Genomic DNA, 23,250 nt, shown 5'->3' on the forward strand with positions numbered 1-23,250 from the left:
CCGCCGCTGGGTGATCCTCAGCCGCTATCCGTCGTGGCTGACCGCGGAGTTGAGGTTTCGCTCCAGCGCTTCGACGCTGTGACGGATCTCGGCGACCTGGTCGGTCTGTCGCTGATTGGCGGCGGCGAGTTCGGCGACCTCCTCGGCGATTCGCTCGACGCCTTCGACGGTCGTTCCCAGCATCGCGGAGATGTCTTCCGCGCTCGTCGCCTGCTCGTCGGTTGCGGTTGCGATCTGCTCTAACTGCTCTGAGACGTCCGCGATCGCGTCCTGGATCTCGCGCTGGTTCGCGTTCACGGTCTCGATCTGGGCCTCGATCTCGTCGACGCGCTGGGCGGTCTGTTCGACCCCGTCGACGGTCTGGGTCGCGATCGTCGCGACCGACTCGACGAGTCCTTCGATCCGCTCGGCCTCCTGCTTCGACTCCGTCGCCAGCGATTTCACTTCGTCGGCGACGACGGCGAAGCCCTCCCCAGCCTCACCGGCGCGCGCGGCCTCGATCGACGCGTTCAACGCCAGGATGTTGATCTGGTCGGCGATGTCGTCGATCACGGCCACGACGTCGTCGATCTCCTCGACACGATCGGCGAGATCCGCTGCGTCGTCCGCCATCCGGTCGCTCGCGTCGGCGACGTCTTCGACCGTGCCCAGCAGTTCGGTCGTCGATGCCTCAGAGTCCGCCGCGAGGTCGGCGGTCTCGGAGCTCTGCGTCGAGATGGTCTCGACGCTCGCGGCGACCTCCTCGGTGGTCGCGCTGAACGTCTGGATCTCGTCGTCGACCTCCCGGACGTGTTCGGCCTCCTGTTCGGCCACGTCGGCGATCACGTCGACGTTCTCTGTCACCTGCGAGGAGGTTCCTTCGAGGTCGCGGACCGTCGACTCGAGTTCCTCCTGGACCTGCTCTTGGACCCGCTGCATAGACTTGCGCTGTTCGACGAGGTCTGTAACCCGGGTGACGACCTCGAACGCGCCCACGACGTCCCCGTCTGGGCCCTCGAGCGGGACGCTCTTGGCTCTGATGTGCCAGTCTTCGCCGTCGGGGTGTGAGCCGGATCTGATCTCCGCTTCCCGGATCGCCTCTCCGGACTCCATCACGGTCTCTGCGAGCGTTTCGCTCTCGCTCTCGGTCCCGACGAGTTCGTAAGCGTGCTCGCCGACTGCCTCGTCGGCCGAAACTCCGAGGAACGACTCGTTCACCTCGTTCCACTGGGTCACCCGGCCCCCCGCGTCGACGGTGAACGCCGGATCGGGGAATTGCGCTATCAGTTCCTCGAAGAGATGCCGCCAGTAGTCTCGTTCCCTCCGGTACTGTTCTGCTTCGCTCGCGCTGTCGGAAACGTCCGGGGCCAAGGTCGCTTCGCTGGAGACGCGGGCTTGCTGTGCCATTACTTCACGCACCTCGATGGAGGTATTTCAGTTTATATCCCTAAATATCAGTACTGATTCCCTTGTCGTTGGAGACCACCCGACGGATCCGGAGGTGGATTCCGTCGGCTGGCAATGGAGGCCGCTACAGTTCCGGCTGTTCGACCTTTCGCTCCCAGAACGCGTCCCGAGTGTACTTGTCGTACGCGCCGCGGTAGGTGCCGAGGCGAGCGAGCGGAGCGAGCACCGAACGCAGCGGTCGACCGACGACCGGATCCAGTTCAGTGAACTCGGTGTTGCCGTCGAGTCGCTGGGCGATGGCCGCCTGCTGGAGCGGGTCGCTCAGGGTCATCTCGTCGTCGTGTGCGAGTCCGCCGAGCGTCGGCAGCACGTAGCGGAGACGCCCCGGTGAGCGGATCTCGACCAACATATAACAGAGGTCGTCGCCGCCGACGCTGAACGTGTGGCGTTCGCCCGTCTCGACGGTCACCGTCTCACCGGCCGTGACGTGTTCGACCCGGTCGTTGATCGCGAACGTCGCTTCCCCCGACAGGATCTCGAAGTGCTCGACGCTGTGCTCGTGGTAGTGTTCCGGCGGCCCGTCGTATCCCGGCCGGTAGATCCCGACCGAGCGGGCCGTCTCCGAATCCGACTTCGGAGCGGGAAGCGGCGCGCTCCAGACCGCCTGCGAGGGGTGAGACGTCATCGCGCCGGTCCGCCGGCCGAGCAGGTCCGCGAGTTCCCCGTCGGGAGGAAGATCGAATCCCGTTCCCGGGATGGGTCGGCCATCGCCGTCCAGCGTTCGACCGGTAGTGAGCATACCGTCGGCAGGGGCTCTGCCGAGGAAAATCTTCTGCCCGGTCGCAGCACCCATCGACGTCAACGGCTCACCCGAACAGCGTCCAGGTCACAGCGAGCGTCACCGACGCTACCACAGCCCACGTCAGGAGCACGACGACGACCGGCGCTTTGCCGCCCCGGACGAACACCGACCGGCGGAGTTCGGTCCCCAGGCCGACGAACGCGAGCAGAAACAGCCAGTCGTACGTGGTTTCGAGGAACTGCACCTGTTCGGCCGAGAGGAGGCCGGCGGTGGCCGCGACGGCCAGCACCAGAAAGCCGAGCACGAACGTCGGAAACTCCGCCCAGAGTGCGGCAGCGCCCGCGTTCGCGTCGGTTCCACGCCGCGCGTAGTACGCGGCGTAGACGAGGACCACCAGTCCGATCAGCGCGTTGCGGCCGAGCTTCGTGATCGTCGCCCACTGGCCCGCGATTTCGGCGTAGGCGAATCCGGCCGCGACGACCGGGCCGGTGCTGAACATACTCAACCCGGCCCAGATCCCGAACACCTGCTCGGGGACCGCCAGAGCCGATCCCAGCGCGGGGTACAGCGCGAGCGTCACCGCGTCGAACAGCAACACCGTCCCGGCCGCGTACGCGATCGTTTCCTCATCGGCATCGATGCTCCCGGCGACGGCGGCGATCGCCGAAACGCCACAGATGCCCGTCCCGGCAGCGAGCAGCGATCCCAGTTCCTCGCGGATCTCGAACACACTCCGGGCGGTCGCTTCGAGGACGATCACGGTCAGGACCACAGTCCCGACCACCAGCGCGAGGACGATCGGACCCCCATCGAGTAACGCCCCCAGCGACACCGACGCGCCCATCAACACGATGCCCGCACTCAGCCAGAGCCCGTGCGTCTGGATGCCCGGCTCGATTCGTCCGGGGATGCCCACGACGTTGCCGAGAAGGAGGCCGATCACGACCGCGAGGAGGAGGGGATCCGGCCACGGAAGGACCGCACCGAGCGCCTTGGCCCCGATCGCTCCCAGCACGAGGACGCCGATCCCGAGCGCGGTGTTCACGGCGTTCGTCGCGTTCATCACCGCGATCGCACCTCGACACTCATCCCGACGGGCCACCGAGACCGACGAAGCGGGGGCGCTGCACGATGGTGCCCGCCGGAGCAGTCACGCGACGCTGCCACCGGGGGACAGACTGCCGTCGTCGGTGTGTCGGCTGCTCCGATCGGTTTATACACCACGCGGGCGATACCGACTGCTCCACGGAGTGCAGTTCCCGACTCGGGTAATTAAATGTGCATACACGACCCGAGCCAAGAGCGCAGATCCCGCGGCAGCAAAAGCCGACGTGTCGCCCAAGACACTACCGAACGAGAAACGACCGGGAGGCCCGATGAACGGGTGATTCGCTGCGAAAGAACCTCTCGATCATCGTCTCCCTGCTTGTACATTCCGTAGCCGGGTTTCCCGAGTAATCTTCAAGCACCCAACAAAAAATGACAACTATCTGTCAAAATCAGCTTGCAAGATACAGAGGATGTGTGCCGCACCCCAGCACTCGACAGTTGTTGAGATAGCCTCATACTGTCGGACAGAACTATGTGAAAATTATCGGCACCTCGTGGGTGCCAAAACGATTCACGAACTTCTGTCCGACAGTATCAAGCCCACGATTCACCAGGCTTCTGCAATCGGTGGCTCGCCAAGCAATGGCGGATGTGAACACAGTAGTCGGCAGGTAGCAGAGGATGGCGACAGCCCACCGAATTGCGACGGTCGCTACACCCTCCTCCACGAGACACATATAGCTCTGTTCTCTGTCTACCATATGGAAGAGATCGAGGGAACTGTCCTTGCCGGACAGTCGTTTGAGCCGATCCACGGGCGAGTCGTCGTTGAGGACGGATACATAACGGCCGTTGAGGAGGTATCCGAGCGGGATGGCGATCCAGACCGGATCATCCTGCCGGCGTTCGTGAACGCGCACACCCACGTCGGTGACTCAGTTGCCAAGGAGGCGGCTGTCGGACTCGGCTTGGAAGAGGCAGTGGCACCGCCAGACAGTCTGAAACACCAACGAATCGAAGCGGCCGACAACGAGACGCTCGTCACCTCGATGCATCGCACACTCCGATTTATGCAGCGAACCGGCACCGCGGCGTTCCTCGACTTCCGGGAGTTCGGCGTCGACGGTGCAAGGGCGTTACGCGAAGCCGCTGCGGGACTCGATATTGCGGCCTTCATATTCGGGAGCGATGACCCCGCTGTGTTGGACGTGGCGGACGGATTCGGTGCCAGTGGCGCAAACGATGATGAGTTCACCGCCCGGCGGGCCGCCGCCGAGGAACGTGGAGTACCGTTTGCGATCCACGCCGGCGAACCGGACGCCACCGATATACACCCGGCACTGGATTTGGAACCGGACCTACTGGTCCATATGGTCCACGCTGAAGCGGAGCACCTCAGACGGGTGGCCGATCAAGACGTACCCATCGCTGTCTGTCCCCGTGCAAACCGTGTCTTGGGAGTCGGGCGCCCGCCGATAGAGACACTGCTCGAGTACACATCCGTGGCGCTTGGGAGTGATAATGTGATGCTGAACTCCCCCTCGATGTTCCGTGAGATGGAGTACACCGCAAAGACGTTTGACCTCCCCTCGCGGACGGTGCTTCAGATGGCGACGACCGCTGGAGCCGAGGCTGTCAATCTCGACTGCGGTGTCATCGAACCGGGCCGCCGGGCCGCACTATTGGTACTTGACGGCGATTCCGACAACCTCTCGGGCATCGCGGACCCGGTCGATGCGATCGTTCGACGAGCGTCCGCGTTGGACATACAACGCGTCATCGCCTGACGTGGCTGTCGGACTACTGACGCCCTCACTGATCACCTGATTCACCCGTGAATCGGTGACGCAAACTCTGTGAGGATGTTTCTACGACACGCTCTGGCGGGAAAATGACTATTGGCAATCATTCATGTAAGCTTACATATGACTGGTGGTGACACCGGCTCAGGTCCTGATGGTGGAATCGACAAGCTTCCGCCGGGCCCGGATGGGCTCCCGGTGCTGGGAAACACCCATCAGTACGTCAAGCAGCCAATGGGATTTTTCGACGAGCTTGCTGATTACGGGGATGTCGTCCACTGTGAATTTCCGCGTATCGACGCCGTCGCTGTCTTCCACCCCGAGCACATCGGAGAGGTATTACTGGGACAAGGCACCTACGAGCGGTGGAATTTCGACGAACTGAAAGAACTCCTCGGCTACGAAATCGCACCGCGAGGCCTCACATTCACACGTGGTGAGGAATGGAAACAACAGCGCCACTTCCTTCAGCCGATGTTCGGGCTGAACCGGTTGCGAGGGTTCAGTTCGGCTATGGTTGCTGCCACGGAACAACTGATCGGGGAGTGGGACGACGGCGAAGAAATCGTCATCAACGAGGAATTTTCGGAGCTGACGCTGTCGATACTCACGAATTCGCTGTTCGATTTCGACCTCGGCGAGCATCGGCAAGTGATCACCAAGGCCGCCGACGAGCTACAGACCGTGGCCGATATGAGTGGACTCAGTGCCGTAGAAATGCTCTTGCCGTCGTGGGTACCGACCCACAGGAACCGACGGTATACGCAGGCTATGGATGCGTTCGATAACACGGTCGATACGCTCATTGAAGAGCGGAGAGCGAACCCTGGGCAGTACGACGACTTCCTGACGATGATGCTGGAAAAGGAGGACGACCACGAGTATGCGATGGCCGATGCAGAAATTCACGACCACTTGATTACGTTCCTCATCGCTGGTCACGAGACGACAGCGATGGCGCTGACGTTCACGTGGTTGTTGCTGGCGACCCATCCCGATGAGCGGGACCGATTAACGCAGGAAGCCACGACTGTGCTTGACGGCCCACCTACGGCGGAAGACCTTGCCGACCTCACCGTTACCGAGCACGTCGCAAAGGAAGCGATGCGGCTCTATCCGCCAGCGGGGATGCTGTTCCGCGAATCTGTCGAGGAGACAACGCTTGGAGGGTATCACATTCCCGAAGGAACGAAAATTCTACTGCCACAGTTCACTGTCCACGAGGACGATCGATGGTTCGACGCGCCCGAGCAGTTCCGGCCCGAGCGTTTTACCGATGCTCGGAGTGACGGACGGCCGGACTTTGCGTACTTCCCCTTTGGCGGTGGTCCCCACCAGTGTATTGGGATGCACTTTGCGATGATGGAGTTGAAACATATCGTCCCGATGCTTGCCCGAAATGTGGAATTCGAGCTGTTGAGTGCACCTCAGCCCGAGATAAATATGGAGTTGACGTTGCAGCCTTCCGAGGATGTTCGGATGCGTGTTCACAAACAGTGACTCACTGTAGCGACTTAGCGACGAAAAATCTGGATCTGTCCCATCAGTGGGGGCTGCCGTATCGGTCAACGTGAACGCGGAGTGTGCAAGAGACGCACTGTGTATACAGCACGGCCATCTGAAGCTGACAGCTGCCAGTACTCCCGGCAGCCCTCATTCCAGGCTCGTCATCATCGGTAGTTTTCATGATCCGGCGAGAAAGAGATGCTACTACGGGTGTCTCCTATTCAACAATCAACTCTGACTGAAGCTATTTATATTATTTGCAGATAATACTATTAACACATCTGAAATGTCGCCCGGAACACTAACGGCCGGCCTCATCCCAGGGCTGCGTGCCGTGTCGGCCGGGAAACCCTCGTGTCGGGCGGTCCGTCTTTCGGGCGCGGACAGTCCACAGATGTCGCACACCCGGGTTCGCCGCCGTGTCATCGCTCCCGTGACAGGAGTACTCGGGCGGGGACTAAGGGTGCGCATCTGAGTAGACACGGTCAAGACGCAAGGTCGTTCCGACTCCACCGACCCGACTGCCGTTACAGCGCGTAGTCGGACTCGGTGATCTGCACGTACTTGCCGTTCCGGAATGAGAACTTCGTGCGCTTGTACGTCGTGACGAGTCTGGCCGCACCGAAGCCCGCCTTGAGGTTGCTCGTGTCGAACAGGCCGTACCCCTCGCTGTTTTCGAGCAGTTTCCGCGCGGTCGAGAACGCCCAGTCCCAGTCGTCGGGTTCGTAATCGTGGACGATATCGGCCATCGCGACGTTCCGGAGCACCTCGTCACCGATCGCGTCCTTCCAGCGCTCGTTGTACGGCGACAGATCGCCCGATGCGGCGAGTTCACCTGCAATCGCGCCGGTGCGGACCGCCGTGTGATCGCCGCCCTCGTGGAAGGCCGACGTCGCACCCATCGCGCCGCCGACCACGGCGATTCCCGCTCCGGTCGGGGAGTCGATCGGCTGCGTCGAGGAAATCGCGTAGGTCTCTGTCCCGTCGGACTTGCCCCGGTCTTCGACGAGCGGGAAGTCGGCCTCGATGTCGTACTCGTCGCCGTACTCGTGTTCGAGGAGGCGGCGGATGTACTCGCTCCCCTGGGGTATCCGTTCGTCGCCCGGTTGGAGCAGGGGGTACGCCTCACGGTTCTCGATCTCTTCGATGTCCAGTCCGATCGGCATCGTGAGCCCGATCCGGGCCACGTTGCCGTCGTTCGGGAAGATCCACGGATAGGCTGTGTGCCCCGGCATATGCCCCCACCAGAACTTGATCGCCCCGGCGACCTCCTCGAACACTTCTTCGGGGAGGCGCCGGTGCTCCTGGTAGGCGATGTGGTTCGTCTTCCGAGTCGAGAGCCGCTCGGTCACGTCGAACGGCAGGTACTCGTCGATGACGCGGTTGGTCACCTGTCGCTGCGGTCCGTCGGCGAGGATCAGGAACGCCGCGCCGATTTCCTCGCCGCCCGCGAGTTCGAGTCGGTGTCGCGGCCCGTCGCCCGCTCGATCCGTCTCGACGTCGCGGACCGACACGCCAGCTCGGTACTCGGCACCGGCCTCCTCGGCGCGGTCGCGGAGGAAGTCGTCGAAGCGCGCCCGGTGCATACAGAACCCGAAGTTGTCGTAGGAGGACTCGATCCCCGTCGAGCGGAGGGTGAGCGACTCCGAGGGACCGATGAACTCCGCGCGATCCAGTTCGCCGAGGACGACCTCTTCGGGCATCTCGTCGGGGTGAATGCCCATAATGTCGACCCAGTAATCGAGGATGCCAGCCGCGTCTGTCGAGTCCGGCCCCAGCCGGTCCGGCCGATCCGACCGCGGGACGCCCTTCTCGAAGGCTACCGCCGACGCGCCGGCCGACGCGGCGGCGTGTGCGGCCGCCGCGCCGGCTGGACCCCCGCCGACGATTGCCACGTCGAATCGCTCCATACCGCTACAGCGTCACCGCCCGGGTATTATACTGTCGGAGGCGGTTCTCCATCGGCACCTGCCGGCAGTATCGGCTGTACCCAGGGTCCCGTCGCCGCCCGGAGTTTATGTACGATGACGGGGCCAGCAGCCGTGTGCACTGACAGCGATCCCGCGTCGGGCAGCGGTTGTTCGGCACACCGGCGCGGGCGAACGTGCGGGTGCCGACTGTTTGCCTGCGGCACCCCGTCCGCCCCCGGTCACACTCGGCCCAACCCGGCCATTCTTGCGCGACGAGGCCTAACCGTCCGGTGTGCGCCCCCAGTCCCGCGCTCGCGACCTCGTGTCTGCGCTCCGGCCGCCGCCGCGACTCGTCGACTGGTCCATCCTCGCCGTCGTCGTGTTCGAGGCCGTCTCCGGACTGGTTTCGTTCACGATTGCCACCCCGGAGGGGTGGCCTCTGTTCTGGGCTCACCGGATCGCCGGGCTGACGCTCATCTTCCTGCTCGGATACAAACTGGCCCGCGTCCGTCACCGGCTCACCGACAGCACGCACTGGCGGCCAACGACAGCCCTGTCAGTGGTGACGCTCCTCGCGGCGGTCGGCGCGCTGGCGACGGGCATCGGGTGGGTCGCCGGCGTGGACGTCCGCCTCGCCTACTGGACGCTCTTGAGCGTCCACGTCGGGTTCGGGCTCGTGCTGGTCCCCCTCGTCGTCGCCCATCTGACGACGCGGTTCCGGCTGCCCACCCGTCGGGACTTCCATCGCCGGCGGACGACGATCAAGTACGCGGGACTCCTGGCCGGTGGAGCGCTCCTCTTCCGTGCGCAGACGTTTCTCAACGAAGTCCTCGACACGCCCGGCACCGACCGTCGGTTCACCGGCTCACAGCCCAGATCCGGTGACGGCAACGAGGCGTTTCCGGTGACCTCGTGGGTCGCGGACGACCCTGAGCCGATCGACCCGGAGGCGTGGTCGCTCTCGATCCGCGGTGCGGTCGAGACGCCGCTATCACTCTCCTACGACCAGCTGTCCCCAGAGAGCGAATGCGAGGCGCTCCTCGACTGCACGAGCGGGTGGTACACCGTCCAACGCTGGCAGGGGGTGCGCGTCGGGGCACTTCTCGATGCGGCCGCCGCCGTCGACGATGCCGCGTACGTCCGGTTCGTCTCGGTCACGGGCTACCGGTGGTCGCTGCCGATCGAGGAGGCTCGCGAGGCGCTGCTCGCCACGCACGTGGGCGAGGAACGGCTGAGCCACGGCCACGGCGGGCCGCTGCGTCTGATCGCGCCCGGGAGGCGCGGCTTCCAGTGGGTCAAGTGGGTCGAGCGCGTCGACGTCCGCCGTCGGGGCGACCCCGCACAGTGGATCGTCACGCTCGTCAGCGGCTTCGACTGACGGGTTCCGGTCGCCCTCGGCGACCGCCGAACGCTACGCGAACGCCGCTTCGAGGTCCGTGGCGATCGCCTCGTGCGCCTCCTGTGCTGTCTCGAGAGCGACCGGCTCACTGACGTGGCTGAAGAACCCGTGAGTCATCTCGTCGTAGTGGTGGTGAGTGACCGGGACACCCGCGTCCGCGAGTCGTTCAGCGTACCGCACGCTGTCGTCGCGCAGCGGGTCGAATCCCGCCGTAACCACCGTCGCCGGCGGCAGTCCGGAGAGGTCGGCCGCCCGCCGCGGCCGCGCGTAGACGTTGCCCCTGTCGGCCTCGTCGGCGTAATAGCACGCGTCGAACCACTCCATCTCGGTCCGTTCGATGAAGTAGCCGTCGTTTGTCTCCGCGGACTCGGTTTCGGCCCACTCGCCCGTCGGGGGGTAAATCAGTACCTGATACGCCGGCATGGGACCGTCGCGGTCGCGAGCGAGCAGCGCCGTCGCCGTCGCCAGGTTCCCGCCCGCGCTGTCGCCCGCGAGGACGATCCGATCCGCGTCGCCGCCGAGATCAGTCGCCGCCGCGTGTGCCCACTCCAGTGCTGCGTAACAGTCTTTCAGCCCCGCGGGGAACGGGTGTTCTGGTGCGAGCCGGTAGCCGACGCTGACGACGACGTCGTCGGTCGCCTCGGCCACCTTCCGACAGGTCTCGTCGTAGGACTCGATGTCGCCGAGGACCCAGCCGCCGCCGTGGAAGAAGAGGATCGTCGAACGCGGTCGCTCCCCACCCGGGTCGTAGATCCGGACGTCGATCTCGCCGTCCGGTCCGGCGATCGTCCGATCCTCGACGGCCGCGAGGTCGATCGTCGGTTCCGCGACCGTGAGCATCTCCTGGTGCATCGCGCGGGCTTCAGAAATGGGGATCTCGTGAAGCGGCGGCGCGTCGGCCGCACTGCGTGCGTCGAGAAGGGCCTGGACCTCGGATGCGGGCTCCGCTGCGCGAGTCTCTCTCATACGCGCTGACAATACCGCGATCGGTATATAATGCTGTGGCGAGGCCGGAGGGACGAACGCGGGGGGCCGTCGAGCGGTGATCACCTCCGATCGGCCGGAACGCATAGGTCCAGTGCGGTTCTGGTGGAGGATATGTCGATGTTGCAGGTGGCCGCCTCGCCGTCCGTCCCGCTGCTGTTTCTGCTCGGGATCGGTGCGGGCGTCGTGGCCACGCTCGCGATGGACGTCGTGATGGCTCGCCTCGATGAGGGCGAAACGCCGCCACAGATCGCTAGCGGGGTGCTGACCGGCACCGATCCAGACCGTGCGCCGGCGCGACTGGCCTCGGTCGTGCACTACGTCGCGGGGATGCTCACTGGGCCGCTGTTCGTCTGGTTGGTCCTCACAGCGTCTGTGCTCCTCGGCAGCGGGCCGACCGCGGTCGTCGCGGCCGTCGCGGTCTGCTATCCGCTGATGGTGGGCTTCTTCGCGCTGGTCGTGCTCCCGCGGTCGCAGGGCCTGTCCCGTCAGCGACTGTCCGCGATCCGGCGCGCGTGGAGCATCGAAGCGGCGGTGTATCTCCTCGTTCTCGCCCCCATCGTTGGCGGCGTCGCGAGCGTCTTCTGATCGACGGCGTGACCCACACGCACAAGTAGCACCGGCGTCCAGAGCCAGTACTGGAGTGCACACATGACGACCGATCCGGCGACGGAACTGTACGAGTGCCTCGAAGCGACGGCGGAACTCCCCGTCGACCGAACTGCCAGTCGCCTGCTGGGTGAGGCGCAGGCGGTCGCGGCGGACGTTCGCGACGTCGACGACGCAGCAGTCGCGACCGAGCGGGCGGGGGTCGTCGCCGACCTGCTCGCGGAAGTCGACGGTACCGGGCACCCGGCGGCCGACGAACACGTCGCTCGGGCCCGTGAACTCGCCGCACGGCTCTCCGAGCCGTAGGTGGCCGGAATGGGAGTTATTGGGACGGTACCCGAGTCTCTCCGACGCGGGTCACGACCGCGCCAGACAGCCCGCAATGTGCAGTCGCCCAGCGATCTCTCGGCTCGGTAGTCTGCTCTCATCACTGCAGCCAGCTTTACGCCCGACCACCCCAAGCAGTGTATATGGCCGCTGGCTCACCCGCTGACGGGAGCCTGTCCGGGGCGATCGCACGCAACCCGGTCGTCCAGACACTCGTGGTGATGACCATCGCCTCGCTGGCGACTTGGACGGCCACCCTCGTCGGCGCGGCGCGGTTGTTCGTCCTCACATCACCGATCGCCAGCCGGCCGTGGGCACTGGTGACGAGCGTCTATGCACACCTCGGGCCGGGACACCTGCTCGCGAACAGCGTACTGGTCGTCCTCGCCGGTGGCGTCGTCGCGCTCTCGACGTCTCCAGCCCGGTTCCACCTGTTCTTCGTCGCGACCGGCGCCGCCGCCGGTGTCGTGCAGGTCCTCGTCGCGGGAGTCCTTGGGACGCCGGTCGCCGTGTTGGGTTCGAGCGGGGCCGCCTTCGCATTGGTCGGCTATGTGATGACCTCGAATCCGGTCTCGCAGTACGTGACCGGGTGGCTGAACCTCTCGGCCCGGGTCGGCCTCGTCGTGGTGGCGATCGCCGCGACGTGGCTCACCGTCGAGTGGAGTGCCCCCGGCAGTGCCTTGTTCGCACACGGCGCCGGGGCGATATTCGGCCTTCTGGCCGGGCACTACCGCATCCTGCATCGGTAGCGGCTCCACGAGCCATCCGATTGGGGACGCAGCCACTGTCTCGCATTCGGACACGGAGAGACGGGTTCTTCGGGCCGCACTCACCCCTACTCGACGCGGTGAGACCTCCCGAACGAACCGGACGCGCCAGCGTCTTGTGCGTCTCTCCCTAACCGAACGTAATGGTTCGGCAGCGCGACGGCGACGAGGTCGGTCTGCTGGATTCGTCGATCCGAACAGTCGGCGGCGCCCTCGTCTCCACGCCGCTGTACGTCCTCAGTGGGGTCGTCTACGCCGCAGTGACCTCGCCGGCAGCCACCGGAACGTTCTTCTTCGTCTCGATCGCGACAGCTCTGGTCCTCCGCCCGATACGGGGTATCAGTCAGACGTTACAGAAGGTCGGCAGCGAACCCGGCGAACGCGTCGGTTCGTATCTCGGTGTGGCGCTGTTGTTCGCGGCCGGCTACTTGCTGGTCGGCAGCGGCGTCGCGACGCTCCTCGCCGATATCCTCACCCGTCGAACGGTGTTCACCGCAGGACTCCTCGTTCCCGTCGGCGTGTACGCGGTATCGCTGTCGGTCTCGATGATCGTCCTGAGCCTGCTCGGTGCGATCGGCTACCCGAGCGCACAGACGTGGCTCGGCGGGGCCCATCTCGGCGTGCAGTTGCTGCTCATCGTCGTGTTCGACGCGTTCGTGGTTTCGGCGGCGGAATTGCTCCTCGTGAACGCCGGTGTGCGGCTCGCGCTGTTCGTCCCGGTAGGGGTCGTCCTCGGCGTGATCCCACGGATCCCCGACCGGCACGCCGTCTCCCGGGCCTGGGAGTTCGCCAAGTGGAGCATTCCGGATCAGATTCTGGATCGCTTCTCGTACAATATGCCCGTGTTCGTGCTGGGCGTGGTCGGGACGCCGGCCGCGGTGGGGATCTACGAGGCCGCAGACCGGTTCGCTGACTTCGGCGCGACCATCTCCTGGCGACTCTCCTCGCCGCTGCTCACGAAAGTCAGCGGTGACGCCGCTTCGGGGGCCGCGTACGACACGTATCTCCGGAGCGCCATCACCGGCGGCACGGGAGTGACGTTCGTGGTCTTCGGGTATCTGCTCGGTGCACACGGCGTCGTGGCCCAAATCGCGTTCGCCGAAGCGCAATGGGCGTTCTCGACGACGGTGCTCATCGTCGGCGGCGTGAACATCCTCCGTGGCTTCTGGACGCTGACGTCCCACGCGATCGAGGGGCTGGGGAAGCCGAGCCTCAGCTTCCGGACGAAGCTCTACGGACTCGTGGTGAGCGTCCCGATCCCGGCGCTGTTCGGCGCGGAGTTCGGAGCGATCGCGGGTGCCGTCGGGTACGGGGTTATGAACCTCGTCGTGTTCGCCTACGTCTGTTACTACGCCCGCGACGTGTTCGGGTACGTCCCGATTGATTCGCAAACGGCCCTCCACCTCACGCTCGGCGGCGGGGTCGCAACCGTGTTGACGGCCGGTGTCGTCGCCGGCGCGACTCGGACCGACCTGTCGGCGACTGCCGTGGCGATCGCCGCCGCCGTGGCCTGTCTCGGCGGCTTCGGGGTCCTCTTGCTCGCCGTCTCGGCTCCGACGCGCGTGGCTGCCCGCCGCGCAGTGGCGATGCTCCGGAGAGAATCACGCCGAAGCGCGTAACCGGGGACGGGAGGCGGGATCGATCCGACTCACTGGACTCCCCCCTCGAACTGATCGGCATACGAGGCCACTGGACCCTGTCGTGTCAAACGCCGGTTGGGACGCGATGGCCTGCGATCGTCCGCCCAGCGGGCCGCTGACTGGCCATACGAGTTCGTCCCCGGCGTGCCGACGCACCGCTCAGCGGTGGGAGACGAGTTGCAGAAAACCGCTATGGGACCGCTGAGAGTCGAACTCAGGTCCTACCGACCCCATCGGCAGAGGATACCACTACCCCACGGTCCCGGGATGCACTCTGTGAGAGGCAACTGTACCCGTTAAGTCCTTCGTTTCAGGCCGGGAGCGCGAAGCCGTCGCACGGTCTCTGGACTCCGTCAGACCAGCACGCGCTCCAGCGAGACCACCTCGCCCGTCTCGGCCTGCGGGTCGCCGACCAGTCGCCCGAGACACACCGCGGACCCGTCCGGGGTGAAACAGGCCACGAGCCCGTCCTCGCTGTCACCGACCTCGGGACCGACGTCGACGATTCCGGGGGCGTACACCGGTGCGCCCTCGGCGATCTGTTCGGCGGCCGAGAACGCGACCGTGAGCCCCGGCAGGTGCGACAGCGCCCGCTCAGCGGGCGCGACGGTGTCGCGGAGCGGTGCCTCGTCACCGTCCTCGGCGAACGCCAGCCCGTCGGTCACGTCGGCCGTCGAGACCAGCGTGCGGTCGTCGAACGGGTCAGTCGCCGTCCGCCTGAGGTCTCCCATATGCGCGCCGGTCCCGGCGGCCAGGCCGAGGTCGTGACAGAGTTTTCTGATGTAGGTGCCGCTCTCACACCGGATCCGGACGAGCGCCTGCCGGTCTCTGACCTCCAGGAGGTCGAGGTCGTAGATCTCTCGCGTCCGGAGCCGACGCGCGACGGCGCTCTTGCGCGGCGGCTTCTGGTAGATTTCGCCCTCGAACGTCTCGAGGACGGCGTCGAGATCGGTCGGTGCGGGGCCGTGGAGTTCCAGGACGGCCACGTACTCCTTCGAGCCCTGGAGGAACACCTGCGCGAGGCGCGTGGCGTCGCCGAGCAGGACCGGCAGGCAGCCGGTTACTTTCGGATCGAGAGTCCCGGCGTGGGCGGCGCGCTCGACGCCCGCAGCGTCGCGGATCCACGCGGAGACTTGGTGCGCCGAGGGCCCCGGCGGCTTGTCGAGGTTCACGACGCCGAACGAGAGCAACTCCTCGATCGTGCGTTCCGCCGGCGGGGCACGAAGTGCAGTCATCGTCCCGGATCAGAAGTCGTAGCTGACGCCCTCTACGGCGTATTTCCCTTCGTCGGCGGCGGGGTCGTACGCCCGCACGGCCGCAGTCAGGATATCGGGGACGTCGCTCTCGCTCCACCGAGCGGTGTTCAGTGCCACGTCGTAGATCGAGAGGTCGGTAATGTCGATGTTGTAGTAGTCGTGGTACCGCAGCGCCTCGCTCCGTTCGCGCTCTCTGGTCTCATCGAGCGCTTGCTCGGCGGACTTCTCCTCGCGCTTGGCGATCCGTGCGGCACGCACCTCGATCGGCGCATCGAGCCACAGACGGAGGTCGGCAGCGTCGCCGGCGAGCCACCCCGCGAGCCGCGATTCGAGGAGAACGTCGTCGCGTTCGAGCGCGATTTCGCGGAGGCGACGGTCCAGATCGCGATCGATCTGATCGTCCTCCTCGGCGAGTCGGTTGAACTCGACGGCCGTCATCCCGCGCTCGTCGGCGAGTTCCCGGAAGATGTCGCCACCGCTCACGTGTTCGAGATCGAAGGCGTCCGCGAGCGCCGCGACGGTCGTACTCTTGCCGGCCCCGGGTGGGCCAGAGACGGTCAGCAACATACTTCTCCTGGGAACAGCCGACTAAAAGAGGTTGTCTTTGCGTCCGCCAGTCGAGATCCGGCGGTAGGGGGGTCGGGGTCAGGCCGTCGACGGCGAGATGTCGATGTTCAGGCTCTTGCGGATGATCTGGGTGAAGCCCATCGAGCAGAGGAAGTACCAGATGATCCACGCCTGAATGGGCCCGATCACCGACTCGGTCCACTGGACCTCGCCGCGGAGCGGGAGGACGAGCGGCTCCAGGGTGTGCTGGGCCGTCGCGTTCCCGCCGACGCCGATCGTCCAGTACATCCACAGGAACACCGGGATGGTGAGGAACATGATCCAGACCATCGGGCGGAACTGCTCTTTGAACATCCCGAGCTGATCGCCCATCGCGTCCATCTGCTCCTCTTGGATCTCATCCAGCGCCTCGTCGTCGCCGGCCTCCTTGGCCTCCTTGCGGCGATCCTGGATCTCCTGCATCCGCTCTTGGTACTTGGACATCTTCTCCATATCCATCAGGTTCGCCTGCAGCAGCGTGGAGTACAGGCCCGTCGCCAGCGCCAGCACCATCACGACGGCGTAGAACGGGAGCATCTCCCGCAACGGGTTCAGAGGGATGTCCATCACGGTGCCGATGACGTCTCGGAGCGGCTTCCAGGAGTACCCGACGAAGAGCCCGAGCGTGACGACCGCAGCGCCCTTGTCGTACGTCGACCACGACGAGCTATCGTCGGAACTGTCGCTCCCACCGGACGATGCCGCGGCCGACGCGGGTTCGAGACCGTCGCGCGTCGCCGCTTCGTCGGCCAACTGGAACCCTTCCTCGCCCTCGACGAGGATCTCTTTCTCGATGAGTCGGCCCCACTGCCCTGACGTGAGGTCGTCTTTCACGTCGAGCCACTTGACCTCGCCGTCGTCGGTCGCGTCGAGGACCGTCTCGACGGCGTCTCGCATCCCGTCGTCCTTCGAGACGAGAGTGCGAACCTTCGATTCGATTCGTGCCATCTACCGGAGCATAGCCCCCCATCGGTTATGAACCTTTTACTCTCTCCGTGGACCTGCGGCTGGGTGTGACGGCCGTCCGAAAATGCCCGCTTGGCGGGCCGGATCCGTGTCGCGGCGCCGCCGACCCAGGCGCGGTCCCGCCTTCAGCCGGAATGTCCTACCCCGCCGGTCGCGGCTCGGTCCTGTCGCTCCCTACTGGACGACGTCGGTAAGGGACTCGAAGACCTCGTCGGGCGTGCCTTCGCCGTCGACCTCGACGAGAACGCCCTCCTCGCGGTAGTGCTCGACGACGGGCGCGGTGTTCTCCTCGTAGACGCGGAGTCGCTCGCGGACGGTCTCTTCGGTGTCGTCTTCGCGCTGTTCGAGTTCGGCACCGCACTCGTCGCAGACGCCGTCTTCGTCGGGCGGCTCGAACTCGACGTGATAACTCGCGCCGCAGTCCGGACAGACTCGGCGGCCGGTCAGCCGGTCGACGAGTTCCTCGGTGTCCACCGAGAGGTAGACGACGGCGTCGAGATCGGTCATCTCCGAGAGCTCCTCGGCCTGTTCGATGTTCCGCGGGTACCCGTCGAGGACGTAGCCGTCGGCGCTCGAGAGCGCCTCCTCGACGATGGCGTTGACGACCTCGTCGGGGACGAGTTCGCCGGCGTCCATGTACTCCCCGGGGGTATCGTACTCGGTGTCCATCCCGCTGATGTCCATCTCCTTGTTGGATCGGAGCGCGTCCCCGGTTGTCACGTGTTCGAGGTCGAACTCGGCCGCCAGACGTTTCGACTGCGTACCCTTCCCGGCCCCCGGCGGGCCGAGCAACAGGATGTGCATACCCATACCTGTCCAGATAGGGTCCGCCCGTATAACGTTGAAGAAACGCGGCTGTGATCGACCCGCCGCGGCCGTTCCGGTTCGCGGGTCGGCCTCACATCGAGCAGCCTTTTGAGGCCGCCCCGTGTGGGGTTGTATATGACCCGTTTCGACGCCGACGATCCACAGGACCGGCGGAAGCTGTTCGCTGACGCTATCGCTGCCCACCGGAACCGAGCGAGCGCGTTCCTGACGATCGAGGCCGATCACGATACCGACGGCGATCACGACACCGATGCCGACAGCGAGGAGTCGCCCGCCCCCTGGGTGCAGTTCGCCGAGAGCACGTTCAACCTCGACGTCGACGACGACGAACTCGACCGGCTGAACGACCTGGTCGACGACTTCCCGACGTTCCGGATCGACCAACTCGAATCCCCCGAGGAGGCCGAGGGAACGAACGTCCGGATCACCGCCCGTTCGGACGCCAACCGCCTCGCAACGTTCGCCGACCGGGTGTTCCTCGACGTGTACGGCCACGACGGCGACTACCGCGCGTGGGTCACCGAGATCTGAGCTGCCGAACGCGATACCCCTCCCCCGGAACCATCTGCGTTCGTCCCCCCGAAGCTGTCTGCCTCCGTCCCACCCCGAAACTGTCCGGTTGCGTTACCGACCACTACCCTTTTGTCGCCGTCGCGCTCGATCCCTACCAGATGGTCACTGGGAGTCCGAACCACTGCCCCTCGTGCGGAGCGTCGCTCTCCACCGTGCGGCTCGAAGGGCGCGAGCGCAACTACTGCGACGCCTGCGAGATGCCGATCTATCGAAATCCCAAACCCGCTGCCGGCGTCCTCGTCGTCGACCGGGACTCGGTCCTCCTGATCCGCCGGACGAACCCACCGGTCGGGATGTGGAGCCTCCCCGCCGGGTTCCTCGAAGTCGACGAGCCGCCGGCGGCCGCGGCCGTCCGCGAACTGAGTGAGGAGACGGGCCTCTCGACGCGGTCCACGGCCCTGACGCTGTTCGATACGGCGTTCGTCGATCCCGACGAGGCCCCGCCGGTACTGATCGTGGCCTACGCCGTCGATCGAGCGGAGACGAGCGGCGATCCCGTCGCGGGCTCCGACGCCGACGACGCCCGGTTCTTCACCGACGAGCAACTGAGCGATCTCGACGCGATCGAGCCCGGATACAGAGAGATGTTCCGCCGCGCGATCCGCGATTTCGGCGATCCGGCGTGAACGGAACGGTCGGCTGCAGAATCAAGAGAGCGGCTGTGGGTCAGGAGCGCGACAGTCGCGGATGCGCGTCGGTGTCGACGTGATGATCCCCGGTGTCCCGTCGGCGGCGCGCTCAGGCCTCGCTGTCGACGAACTGGTCGGCGCCTTCATACGACCAGTATCCGTTCTCGCGCATCGCCTCGCCGACGGCCGTGTGGAAGTCGACGAAGTCCTCGAACTCGGACTGTTCGACGCCTTCGAAGATCTCTCCCAGCGAGACGACCCGTTCGTCGTCGAGGCGGATCGGGTCGTCGCTGTACTCCGCGACGAACTCGTCGCGGTCGAGCGGAAAGTCTTCCTCTTCGTTCACCTTCTTCGCGATCACGGCGTGGCCGTACTTGCGCCGTCCCTCGGATCCGTCTTCGCCATCGGGGTCGTGTGGCCAGTCCATATCCGGGAGTTGGGTGGCCACGGCAAAGCCGTTACGCATCGCTCGGCGCACAGTGTCTTGATGGCGACGGCTACTCTCGTGGTGATGCAGTAGAGGTTTGCTCGGTCCGTGTCTTGTCATCGTAGCCGCGAGGGTATTCGAACGCCGACATTTCTCACCCGCACAGGGTTTGCGTGACGTAGATACGCTGTCCGTCATCGGTCTGCGTCGTCGCCACACCGATGCCCTGACTGGAGAACTCCTCTCGAAGAACAGTGTCCTGATTTCCAGGTGAATCCATCCATTGGCGGACGATGCCGTGTGCGATCCTCGTTTCATTGCCGTCATAATTCACATAACCGCCCTCCATCGCGATGTCCTGGCTGGCATAGGTGTAACCGATGTTTTCGCCAACCGTATCGCACTGATATTGTTCTTCGATATTCGCGTGTTCTAAGCGCAGGCGATCAGCCATCCATTCGCTATGGTCCTCCGCATTTGCTGCGGTTGATTGGGAATATTGGAGCTGATCCACTCGGCGATCCGAACGGATTTCGTTGATCCGTTCGTGAACCTCGAGGCTAATTTTTGTCTCGTTGATTTCGCTACTGCCCGCCTCTGAGGAATCTCCAAATCTACTCTCGGCGTTCTCGACACTATCTGAAACCATACTCGTCACGCCGATGTCTGCGAACTGCACAGGACCGATCGGTGTCACCACCACGAGACCGATGGCCGCTATCAGCAAAACCGCGAACAGTCGCTTCACTGGTAAATATTACCAAACGCAGAGTGATAAAACTTGTTAGCAAAAATACACAGAAGGACGAGGAGCACCCGTTTATTGTAACGCTGTCATCCGCCTCGTCAACCTCTCGAAGAGTGGAAGTTGTCGTATATCAGCCCCCGCCGACGAGCGTTACTACGAGGCCGTCTTCCGGTAGGGGCTCCCAACGGTCCCGATGGACCTTCGCGAGATGATTACTCAGCCCTCGTTTCGTCTCGACCTCCCGCCCACATTCGGGACAGCGATAGCGGTCTTCTCGCTCCGCCAACGACTCACCGTGAGCGAGTTTGAGATGGATCCGCTCGCCTGTTTGTCCGCAAAGTCGCCGTTCAGGATCAGCGAGCGCACCGGAACCAGATACGGAAGGTAACCTCACTAACGACAGGCACCCCACACCGAAGATACCCACTCCCCGCCCGCGGCGACCACTTCATTTTCTCTCTCACAGTCATTCTTTCCGGTCGATCCGGTCAAGCAGGATTCCGCTCGCCCAGCGCTACCGACACCAACAACCAAGATAGACACTCCAAGTTTCTCGGAGGTGGCGGCACTCGGAGGGTGGATCCCTCCCGTCGAAGGTAGACAGTAAGTGAGAGATTCCGTACTCTTAGGTATCTCTATGATCCAGAAATGCGGTGGGACTGTGATTCGAACCACGGTCACAAATCAAAGATTTGCTCCCCGATTCGATTCCCAGACCGATCCGGAATAATGCTCGCTACCGCTCGCAGACTACGCGGTGGGACTGGGATTCGAACCCAGGAGGCATAACGCCACCTGCTTTCAAGGCAGGCGCAATAGGCCACTCTGCCATCCCACCGCGACGTTCCAGACTGTCCCCGTTACGTCACGCGATTTTGACGGCTTCACAGGTGAACTGAATGATTCCAACACGTTCCACCGCGCCTCAGTTGAACTGTTCCGAAACCGTCGAAGTCGCCGTCATACAGGGACTATGAGTACGAAGAAACCCGACAAAGTTGAAGGTATCGTTCTTATTCCGGAGCCGTCACGGGATTTCCTTACAGAGCGGAAACTGGTCGCATACGGTAGCCACCGCCGGGAGTTTCTAAAGTGGCTCGCACGGCAGGGGAAGAACCCGGATGCGCTCGAAGGATACGCGCACGACACCGCAAAGAACTACGCGAGCATTATCGACAAGTTTCATAGATACGTCTGGGAGGAGTACGGATACACCCTCGACATCAACCACGACGCCGCTGAAGACTACCTTCGGTCGTTAGTTATGGCCGACGACGAGTACTCTCAGTCGCACCTCCACAACGTCAAACTGGCGTTGATGACATATTTCCGTTTCGCGGGCGACAAGTGGGAGCCGGACATCACTATCCCCTCGTCTTCCGGGGTCTCCCAACCTCGTGATTTCCTTTCGGACGAGGAGCGAACAGCACTCCGTGAAGGGGCGTTAGAGTACGGAGCCGTACCTGCCTACTCCGCGTTAGACCCCGACGAACGAACGGAGTGGAAACTCCTGTTGGCGCGACGATACGGAAAGCCCGTTTCCGAGGTCTCAGAAAAAGACTGGGATCGGGCAAATGGTTTCAAGTATCCGAGTCTTCTTCACACCGCCCTCGACGCGGGTCTGCGACCTATAGAAGTGTCCCGTACTCGTACTTACTGGGTCGACGTTGACAACGCGACACTCCGGATCCCCGAGGATGACTCCTCAAAAAACGAAGACAACTGGACGGTCAGCCTTCGACGGGAAACGGCGGAGTATCTTGCCCGGTGGCTTGAAGAACGCGAACTATACGAGAAGTACGACGACACCGACAGACTGTGGCTTACGCGTCACTCGAACCCGTATAGCGGTTCGTCGTTACGGTATGTCCTCGACGCTGTCTGTGACCTCGCGGAGATTAATAGAGACATATCGTGGTATGCGATCCGCCACTCCACGGGGACATATATGGCCCGCGAGGAGGGCCTCGCCGCTGCACAGAGCCAACTACGACACCACAGTATCGAGACGACGGCCAAGTACGACCAAGCACCGGTTGAAGACCGTCGAGACGCCCTCGATAGGATGGGGTGAACCCGTGGTTAAGAACCTTAGAGTCACCGTAGACGGCGACACACACGCCGTTGATAGCGTTGAGGAAGCCGCTAACCTATCCGACGAAGCCGGCGGTGAAGACGACGTGGTCGCTATTCACGTCCAGCATACAGGCAGAGAGTGGGTGGCGACGGTCGAGGATCCCGGACTCGACTATGAGGCCCGCGACGACAGGAAGTGGGGTGCTATCCGGGAACTGGTCGACCTCGTAGACGATCGCGCTCAGCGGTTCGGGTTCTGACCCGATAGAAATTTTATTTCGCGTTATTCTATTCTCACACGTCTGTTGGAGTCGTCAGTACGCCCTTCTTCGTCTGTAACTTTCAGTACGAGATCGGCTAAGTACTCGTCTGAATCGCCCCACTCGAACTCGACTGTTTCCCCGCCAGAAACATCCCAGTTCAGTGATTCACCATATTCGGGTTGTTCATACTGGTGTGCCGACCACTCATAGGACGTGACAGAATTCTCCACAGAGGTCGACCCTGATGCATCGGCACTAACTTCCGGGCCCATAGAAGTTACTTCGAACGTTGCGTGTGGACGGTCAGTTGGTTCGATACCGTAGTCGAACTGGTCTATCGTGCTGTCCAGATATAATGCGCTCACGACTTTGATTTCCGCTGTCTCACCGCCCATTATTATTTTTGTTCGGTCATACGATTCAAACACTTCTCCCTCGTTCTCACCTGTGGTGTGAACTAAGTCCACGTAAGCGCGAACGTTTTGAGTGTCACCCGTATTTTCTACCTCGAAATACCAGTTGGAGTAGCCGTCCGACTGATATCCCGACTGTCTCGTATTTATCAGCTCCAACCCGCTTCCGTTGGATCCGATACACCCTGCTATCGCCAAAGTACCAGATACGGCTGTAGCGGTGGTCAAATACTCTCTACGCCGGAGTGAGATGTCTAAAGGCTTTGACATCGTTATGAGTTAG

At 63.7% G+C, this 23,250-nt stretch carries 23 protein-coding genes and 2 tRNA genes; 11 read left to right on the forward strand and 14 right to left on the reverse strand.

Features of this window, described 5'->3' with window-relative positions; translation table 11 throughout:
• Positions 1 to 24: 24 nt before the first annotated feature.
• The 3 genes from BLU74_RS09420 to BLU74_RS09430 form a co-directional block, all read right to left on the reverse strand.
• A complete protein-coding gene (locus tag BLU74_RS09420; RefSeq protein WP_089767021.1) occupies positions 25 to 1,386 on the reverse strand; it encodes a methyl-accepting chemotaxis protein in 1,362 nt (453 codons plus the stop codon).
• A gap of 124 nt (positions 1,387 to 1,510) precedes the next feature.
• Positions 1,511 to 2,185, reverse strand: coding sequence for a cupin domain-containing protein (locus BLU74_RS09425; protein ID WP_089767022.1), 675 nt, complete (start codon positions 2,183 to 2,185; stop codon positions 1,511 to 1,513).
• Between the two features lie 67 nt (positions 2,186 to 2,252).
• On the reverse strand, positions 2,253 to 3,251 hold the full coding sequence (locus tag BLU74_RS09430; RefSeq protein ID WP_089767023.1) for a YeiH family protein: 999 nt from the start codon (positions 3,249 to 3,251) through the stop codon (positions 2,253 to 2,255).
• 748 nt (positions 3,252 to 3,999) lie between these two features.
• Between BLU74_RS09430 and BLU74_RS09440 the strand changes: the two genes are divergently transcribed.
• Positions 4,000 to 5,025: an amidohydrolase family protein gene (locus tag BLU74_RS09440; RefSeq protein ID WP_089767025.1), complete on the forward strand. Its 1,026-nt coding sequence runs from the start codon at positions 4,000 to 4,002 to the stop codon at positions 5,023 to 5,025.
• 138 nt (positions 5,026 to 5,163) lie between these two features.
• A complete protein-coding gene (locus tag BLU74_RS09445) occupies positions 5,164 to 6,540 on the forward strand; it encodes a cytochrome P450 (protein WP_089767026.1) in 1,377 nt (458 codons plus the stop codon).
• Positions 6,541 to 7,073: 533 nt separating this feature from the next.
• Here BLU74_RS09445 and BLU74_RS09450 read toward each other — a convergent pair.
• Positions 7,074 to 8,456: an NAD(P)/FAD-dependent oxidoreductase gene (locus BLU74_RS09450; protein WP_089767027.1), complete on the reverse strand. Its 1,383-nt coding sequence runs from the start codon at positions 8,454 to 8,456 to the stop codon at positions 7,074 to 7,076.
• 292 nt (positions 8,457 to 8,748) lie between these two features.
• Here BLU74_RS09450 and BLU74_RS09455 point away from each other — a divergent pair, with 292 nt between their 5' ends.
• The gene (locus BLU74_RS09455) at positions 8,749 to 9,834 is read left to right on the forward strand and encodes a molybdopterin-dependent oxidoreductase (protein ID WP_089767028.1); all 1,086 of its coding nucleotides are present in this window, start codon (positions 8,749 to 8,751) and stop codon (positions 9,832 to 9,834) included.
• A 33-nt stretch (positions 9,835 to 9,867) separates the two neighbouring features.
• Here BLU74_RS09455 and BLU74_RS09460 read toward each other — a convergent pair whose 3' ends face one another.
• Positions 9,868 to 10,821 (reverse strand): alpha/beta hydrolase, encoded by a 954-nt coding sequence (locus tag BLU74_RS09460; protein WP_089767029.1) that lies wholly within the window; start codon positions 10,819 to 10,821, stop codon positions 9,868 to 9,870.
• 132 nt (positions 10,822 to 10,953) lie between these two features.
• Between BLU74_RS09460 and BLU74_RS09465 the strand changes: the two genes are divergently transcribed.
• From BLU74_RS09465 to BLU74_RS09480, 4 genes are all read left to right on the forward strand, one after another.
• Complete coding sequence (locus tag BLU74_RS09465; RefSeq protein ID WP_089767113.1) at positions 10,954 to 11,427, forward strand: hypothetical protein; 474 nt, start codon at positions 10,954 to 10,956, stop codon at positions 11,425 to 11,427.
• Between the two features lie 63 nt (positions 11,428 to 11,490).
• Positions 11,491 to 11,754 carry a DUF8152 family protein gene (locus tag BLU74_RS09470; protein ID WP_089767030.1) on the forward strand — a complete coding sequence of 88 codons (264 nt, stop codon included), beginning with the start codon at positions 11,491 to 11,493 and terminating at the stop codon, positions 11,752 to 11,754.
• Positions 11,755 to 11,918: 164 nt separating this feature from the next.
• Positions 11,919 to 12,524, forward strand: coding sequence for a rhomboid family intramembrane serine protease (locus BLU74_RS09475; protein ID WP_089767031.1), 606 nt, complete (start codon positions 11,919 to 11,921; stop codon positions 12,522 to 12,524).
• Positions 12,525 to 12,685: 161 nt separating this feature from the next.
• Positions 12,686 to 14,161 carry a lipopolysaccharide biosynthesis protein gene (locus BLU74_RS09480; protein ID WP_089767032.1) on the forward strand — a complete coding sequence of 492 codons (1,476 nt, stop codon included), beginning with the start codon at positions 12,686 to 12,688 and terminating at the stop codon, positions 14,159 to 14,161.
• A 214-nt stretch (positions 14,162 to 14,375) separates the two neighbouring features.
• Here BLU74_RS09480 and BLU74_RS09485 read toward each other — a convergent pair.
• The 5 genes from BLU74_RS09485 to BLU74_RS09505 all read right to left on the reverse strand — a co-directional run bounded on the left by BLU74_RS09485 (position 14,376) and on the right by BLU74_RS09505 (position 17,820).
• Positions 14,376 to 14,446 (reverse strand) — tRNA-Pro (locus tag BLU74_RS09485).
• A gap of 89 nt (positions 14,447 to 14,535) precedes the next feature.
• Entirely contained in the window at positions 14,536 to 15,417 is an 882-nt protein-coding gene (locus tag BLU74_RS09490) for an RNA-guided pseudouridylation complex pseudouridine synthase subunit Cbf5 (RefSeq protein ID WP_089767033.1), read from the reverse strand.
• A 9-nt stretch (positions 15,418 to 15,426) separates the two neighbouring features.
• Positions 15,427 to 16,005 carry a (d)CMP kinase gene (gene cmk / locus BLU74_RS09495; RefSeq protein ID WP_089767034.1) on the reverse strand — a complete coding sequence of 193 codons (579 nt, stop codon included), beginning with the start codon at positions 16,003 to 16,005 and terminating at the stop codon, positions 15,427 to 15,429.
• A gap of 78 nt (positions 16,006 to 16,083) precedes the next feature.
• On the reverse strand, positions 16,084 to 16,992 hold the full coding sequence (locus tag BLU74_RS09500; protein ID WP_089767035.1) for a DUF106 domain-containing protein: 909 nt from the start codon (positions 16,990 to 16,992) through the stop codon (positions 16,084 to 16,086).
• A 192-nt stretch (positions 16,993 to 17,184) separates the two neighbouring features.
• On the reverse strand, positions 17,185 to 17,820 hold the full coding sequence (locus BLU74_RS09505) for an adenylate kinase (RefSeq protein WP_089767036.1): 636 nt from the start codon (positions 17,818 to 17,820) through the stop codon (positions 17,185 to 17,187).
• A gap of 132 nt (positions 17,821 to 17,952) precedes the next feature.
• Between BLU74_RS09505 and BLU74_RS09510 the strand changes: the two genes are divergently transcribed.
• Positions 17,953 to 18,369, forward strand: a complete 417-nt coding sequence (locus BLU74_RS09510; protein ID WP_089767037.1) for a DUF7975 family protein — start codon at positions 17,953 to 17,955, stop codon at positions 18,367 to 18,369.
• 140 nt (positions 18,370 to 18,509) lie between these two features.
• Positions 18,510 to 19,037, forward strand: coding sequence for an NUDIX domain-containing protein (locus BLU74_RS09515; RefSeq protein ID WP_089767038.1), 528 nt, complete (start codon positions 18,510 to 18,512; stop codon positions 19,035 to 19,037).
• A gap of 112 nt (positions 19,038 to 19,149) precedes the next feature.
• On the opposite strand, the gene BLU74_RS09520 is transcribed toward BLU74_RS09515, so the two are convergent.
• The 3 genes from BLU74_RS09520 to BLU74_RS09535 all read right to left on the reverse strand — a co-directional run bounded on the left by BLU74_RS09520 (position 19,150) and on the right by BLU74_RS09535 (position 21,053).
• Positions 19,150 to 19,467: a DUF5785 family protein gene (locus tag BLU74_RS09520; RefSeq protein ID WP_089767039.1), complete on the reverse strand. Its 318-nt coding sequence runs from the start codon at positions 19,465 to 19,467 to the stop codon at positions 19,150 to 19,152.
• A gap of 154 nt (positions 19,468 to 19,621) precedes the next feature.
• Positions 19,622 to 20,215 (reverse strand): CAP domain-containing protein, encoded by a 594-nt coding sequence (locus BLU74_RS09525; protein ID WP_089767040.1) that lies wholly within the window; start codon positions 20,213 to 20,215, stop codon positions 19,622 to 19,624.
• Between the two features lie 755 nt (positions 20,216 to 20,970).
• Positions 20,971 to 21,053, reverse strand: a tRNA-Ser gene (locus BLU74_RS09535).
• A gap of 135 nt (positions 21,054 to 21,188) precedes the next feature.
• Between BLU74_RS09535 and BLU74_RS09540 the strand changes: the two genes are divergently transcribed.
• Complete coding sequence (locus BLU74_RS09540) at positions 21,189 to 22,289, forward strand: tyrosine-type recombinase/integrase (protein WP_089767042.1); 1,101 nt, start codon at positions 21,189 to 21,191, stop codon at positions 22,287 to 22,289.
• Positions 22,252 to 22,551 (forward strand): hypothetical protein, encoded by a 300-nt coding sequence (locus BLU74_RS09545; RefSeq protein WP_139175706.1) that lies wholly within the window; start codon positions 22,252 to 22,254, stop codon positions 22,549 to 22,551. Before BLU74_RS09540 ends, BLU74_RS09545 begins: the two co-directional genes overlap by 38 nt.
• A 23-nt stretch (positions 22,552 to 22,574) precedes the next feature.
• Here the strand turns inward: BLU74_RS09545 and BLU74_RS18450 are convergent, their stop codons facing one another.
• Positions 22,575 to 23,237 carry a hypothetical protein gene (locus tag BLU74_RS18450; protein ID WP_139175708.1) on the reverse strand — a complete coding sequence of 221 codons (663 nt, stop codon included), beginning with the start codon at positions 23,235 to 23,237 and terminating at the stop codon, positions 22,575 to 22,577.
• Between the last annotated feature and the right edge of the window lie 13 nt (positions 23,238 to 23,250).

The sequence above is a fragment of the Halobellus clavatus genome (assembly GCF_900107195.1).
Classification (GTDB): domain Archaea; phylum Halobacteriota; class Halobacteria; order Halobacteriales; family Haloferacaceae; genus Haloquadratum; species Haloquadratum clavatum.

Coding starts and splice junctions, on each gene's coding strand:
- BLU74_RS09420 (WP_089767021.1), bottom strand. CDS start 1,386: ATGGCACAGCAAGCCCGCGTCTCCAGCGAAGCGACCTTGGCCCCGGAC.
- BLU74_RS09425 (WP_089767022.1), bottom strand. CDS start 2,185: ATGCTCACTACCGGTCGAACGCTGGACGGCGATGGCCGACCCATCCCG.
- BLU74_RS09430 (WP_089767023.1), bottom strand. CDS start 3,251: ATGAACGCGACGAACGCCGTGAACACCGCGCTCGGGATCGGCGTCCTC.
- BLU74_RS09440 (WP_089767025.1), top strand. CDS start 4,000: ATGGAAGAGATCGAGGGAACTGTCCTTGCCGGACAGTCGTTTGAGCCG.
- BLU74_RS09445 (WP_089767026.1), top strand. CDS start 5,164: ATGACTGGTGGTGACACCGGCTCAGGTCCTGATGGTGGAATCGACAAG.
- BLU74_RS09450 (WP_089767027.1), bottom strand. CDS start 8,456: ATGGAGCGATTCGACGTGGCAATCGTCGGCGGGGGTCCAGCCGGCGCG.
- BLU74_RS09460 (WP_089767029.1), bottom strand. CDS start 10,821: ATGAGAGAGACTCGCGCAGCGGAGCCCGCATCCGAGGTCCAGGCCCTT.
- BLU74_RS09465 (WP_089767113.1), top strand. CDS start 10,954: ATGTCGATGTTGCAGGTGGCCGCCTCGCCGTCCGTCCCGCTGCTGTTT.
- BLU74_RS09470 (WP_089767030.1), top strand. CDS start 11,491: ATGACGACCGATCCGGCGACGGAACTGTACGAGTGCCTCGAAGCGACG.
- BLU74_RS09475 (WP_089767031.1), top strand. CDS start 11,919: ATGGCCGCTGGCTCACCCGCTGACGGGAGCCTGTCCGGGGCGATCGCA.
- BLU74_RS09480 (WP_089767032.1), top strand. CDS start 12,686: ATGGTTCGGCAGCGCGACGGCGACGAGGTCGGTCTGCTGGATTCGTCG.
- BLU74_RS09490 (WP_089767033.1), bottom strand. CDS start 15,417: ATGACTGCACTTCGTGCCCCGCCGGCGGAACGCACGATCGAGGAGTTG.
- cmk (WP_089767034.1), bottom strand. CDS start 16,005: ATGTTGCTGACCGTCTCTGGCCCACCCGGGGCCGGCAAGAGTACGACC.
- BLU74_RS09500 (WP_089767035.1), bottom strand. CDS start 16,992: ATGGCACGAATCGAATCGAAGGTTCGCACTCTCGTCTCGAAGGACGAC.
- BLU74_RS09505 (WP_089767036.1), bottom strand. CDS start 17,820: ATGGGTATGCACATCCTGTTGCTCGGCCCGCCGGGGGCCGGGAAGGGT.
- BLU74_RS09510 (WP_089767037.1), top strand. CDS start 17,953: ATGACCCGTTTCGACGCCGACGATCCACAGGACCGGCGGAAGCTGTTC.
- BLU74_RS09515 (WP_089767038.1), top strand. CDS start 18,510: ATGGTCACTGGGAGTCCGAACCACTGCCCCTCGTGCGGAGCGTCGCTC.
- BLU74_RS09520 (WP_089767039.1), bottom strand. CDS start 19,467: ATGGACTGGCCACACGACCCCGATGGCGAAGACGGATCCGAGGGACGG.
- BLU74_RS09540 (WP_089767042.1), top strand. CDS start 21,189: ATGAGTACGAAGAAACCCGACAAAGTTGAAGGTATCGTTCTTATTCCG.
- BLU74_RS18450 (WP_139175708.1), bottom strand. CDS start 23,237: ATGTCAAAGCCTTTAGACATCTCACTCCGGCGTAGAGAGTATTTGACC.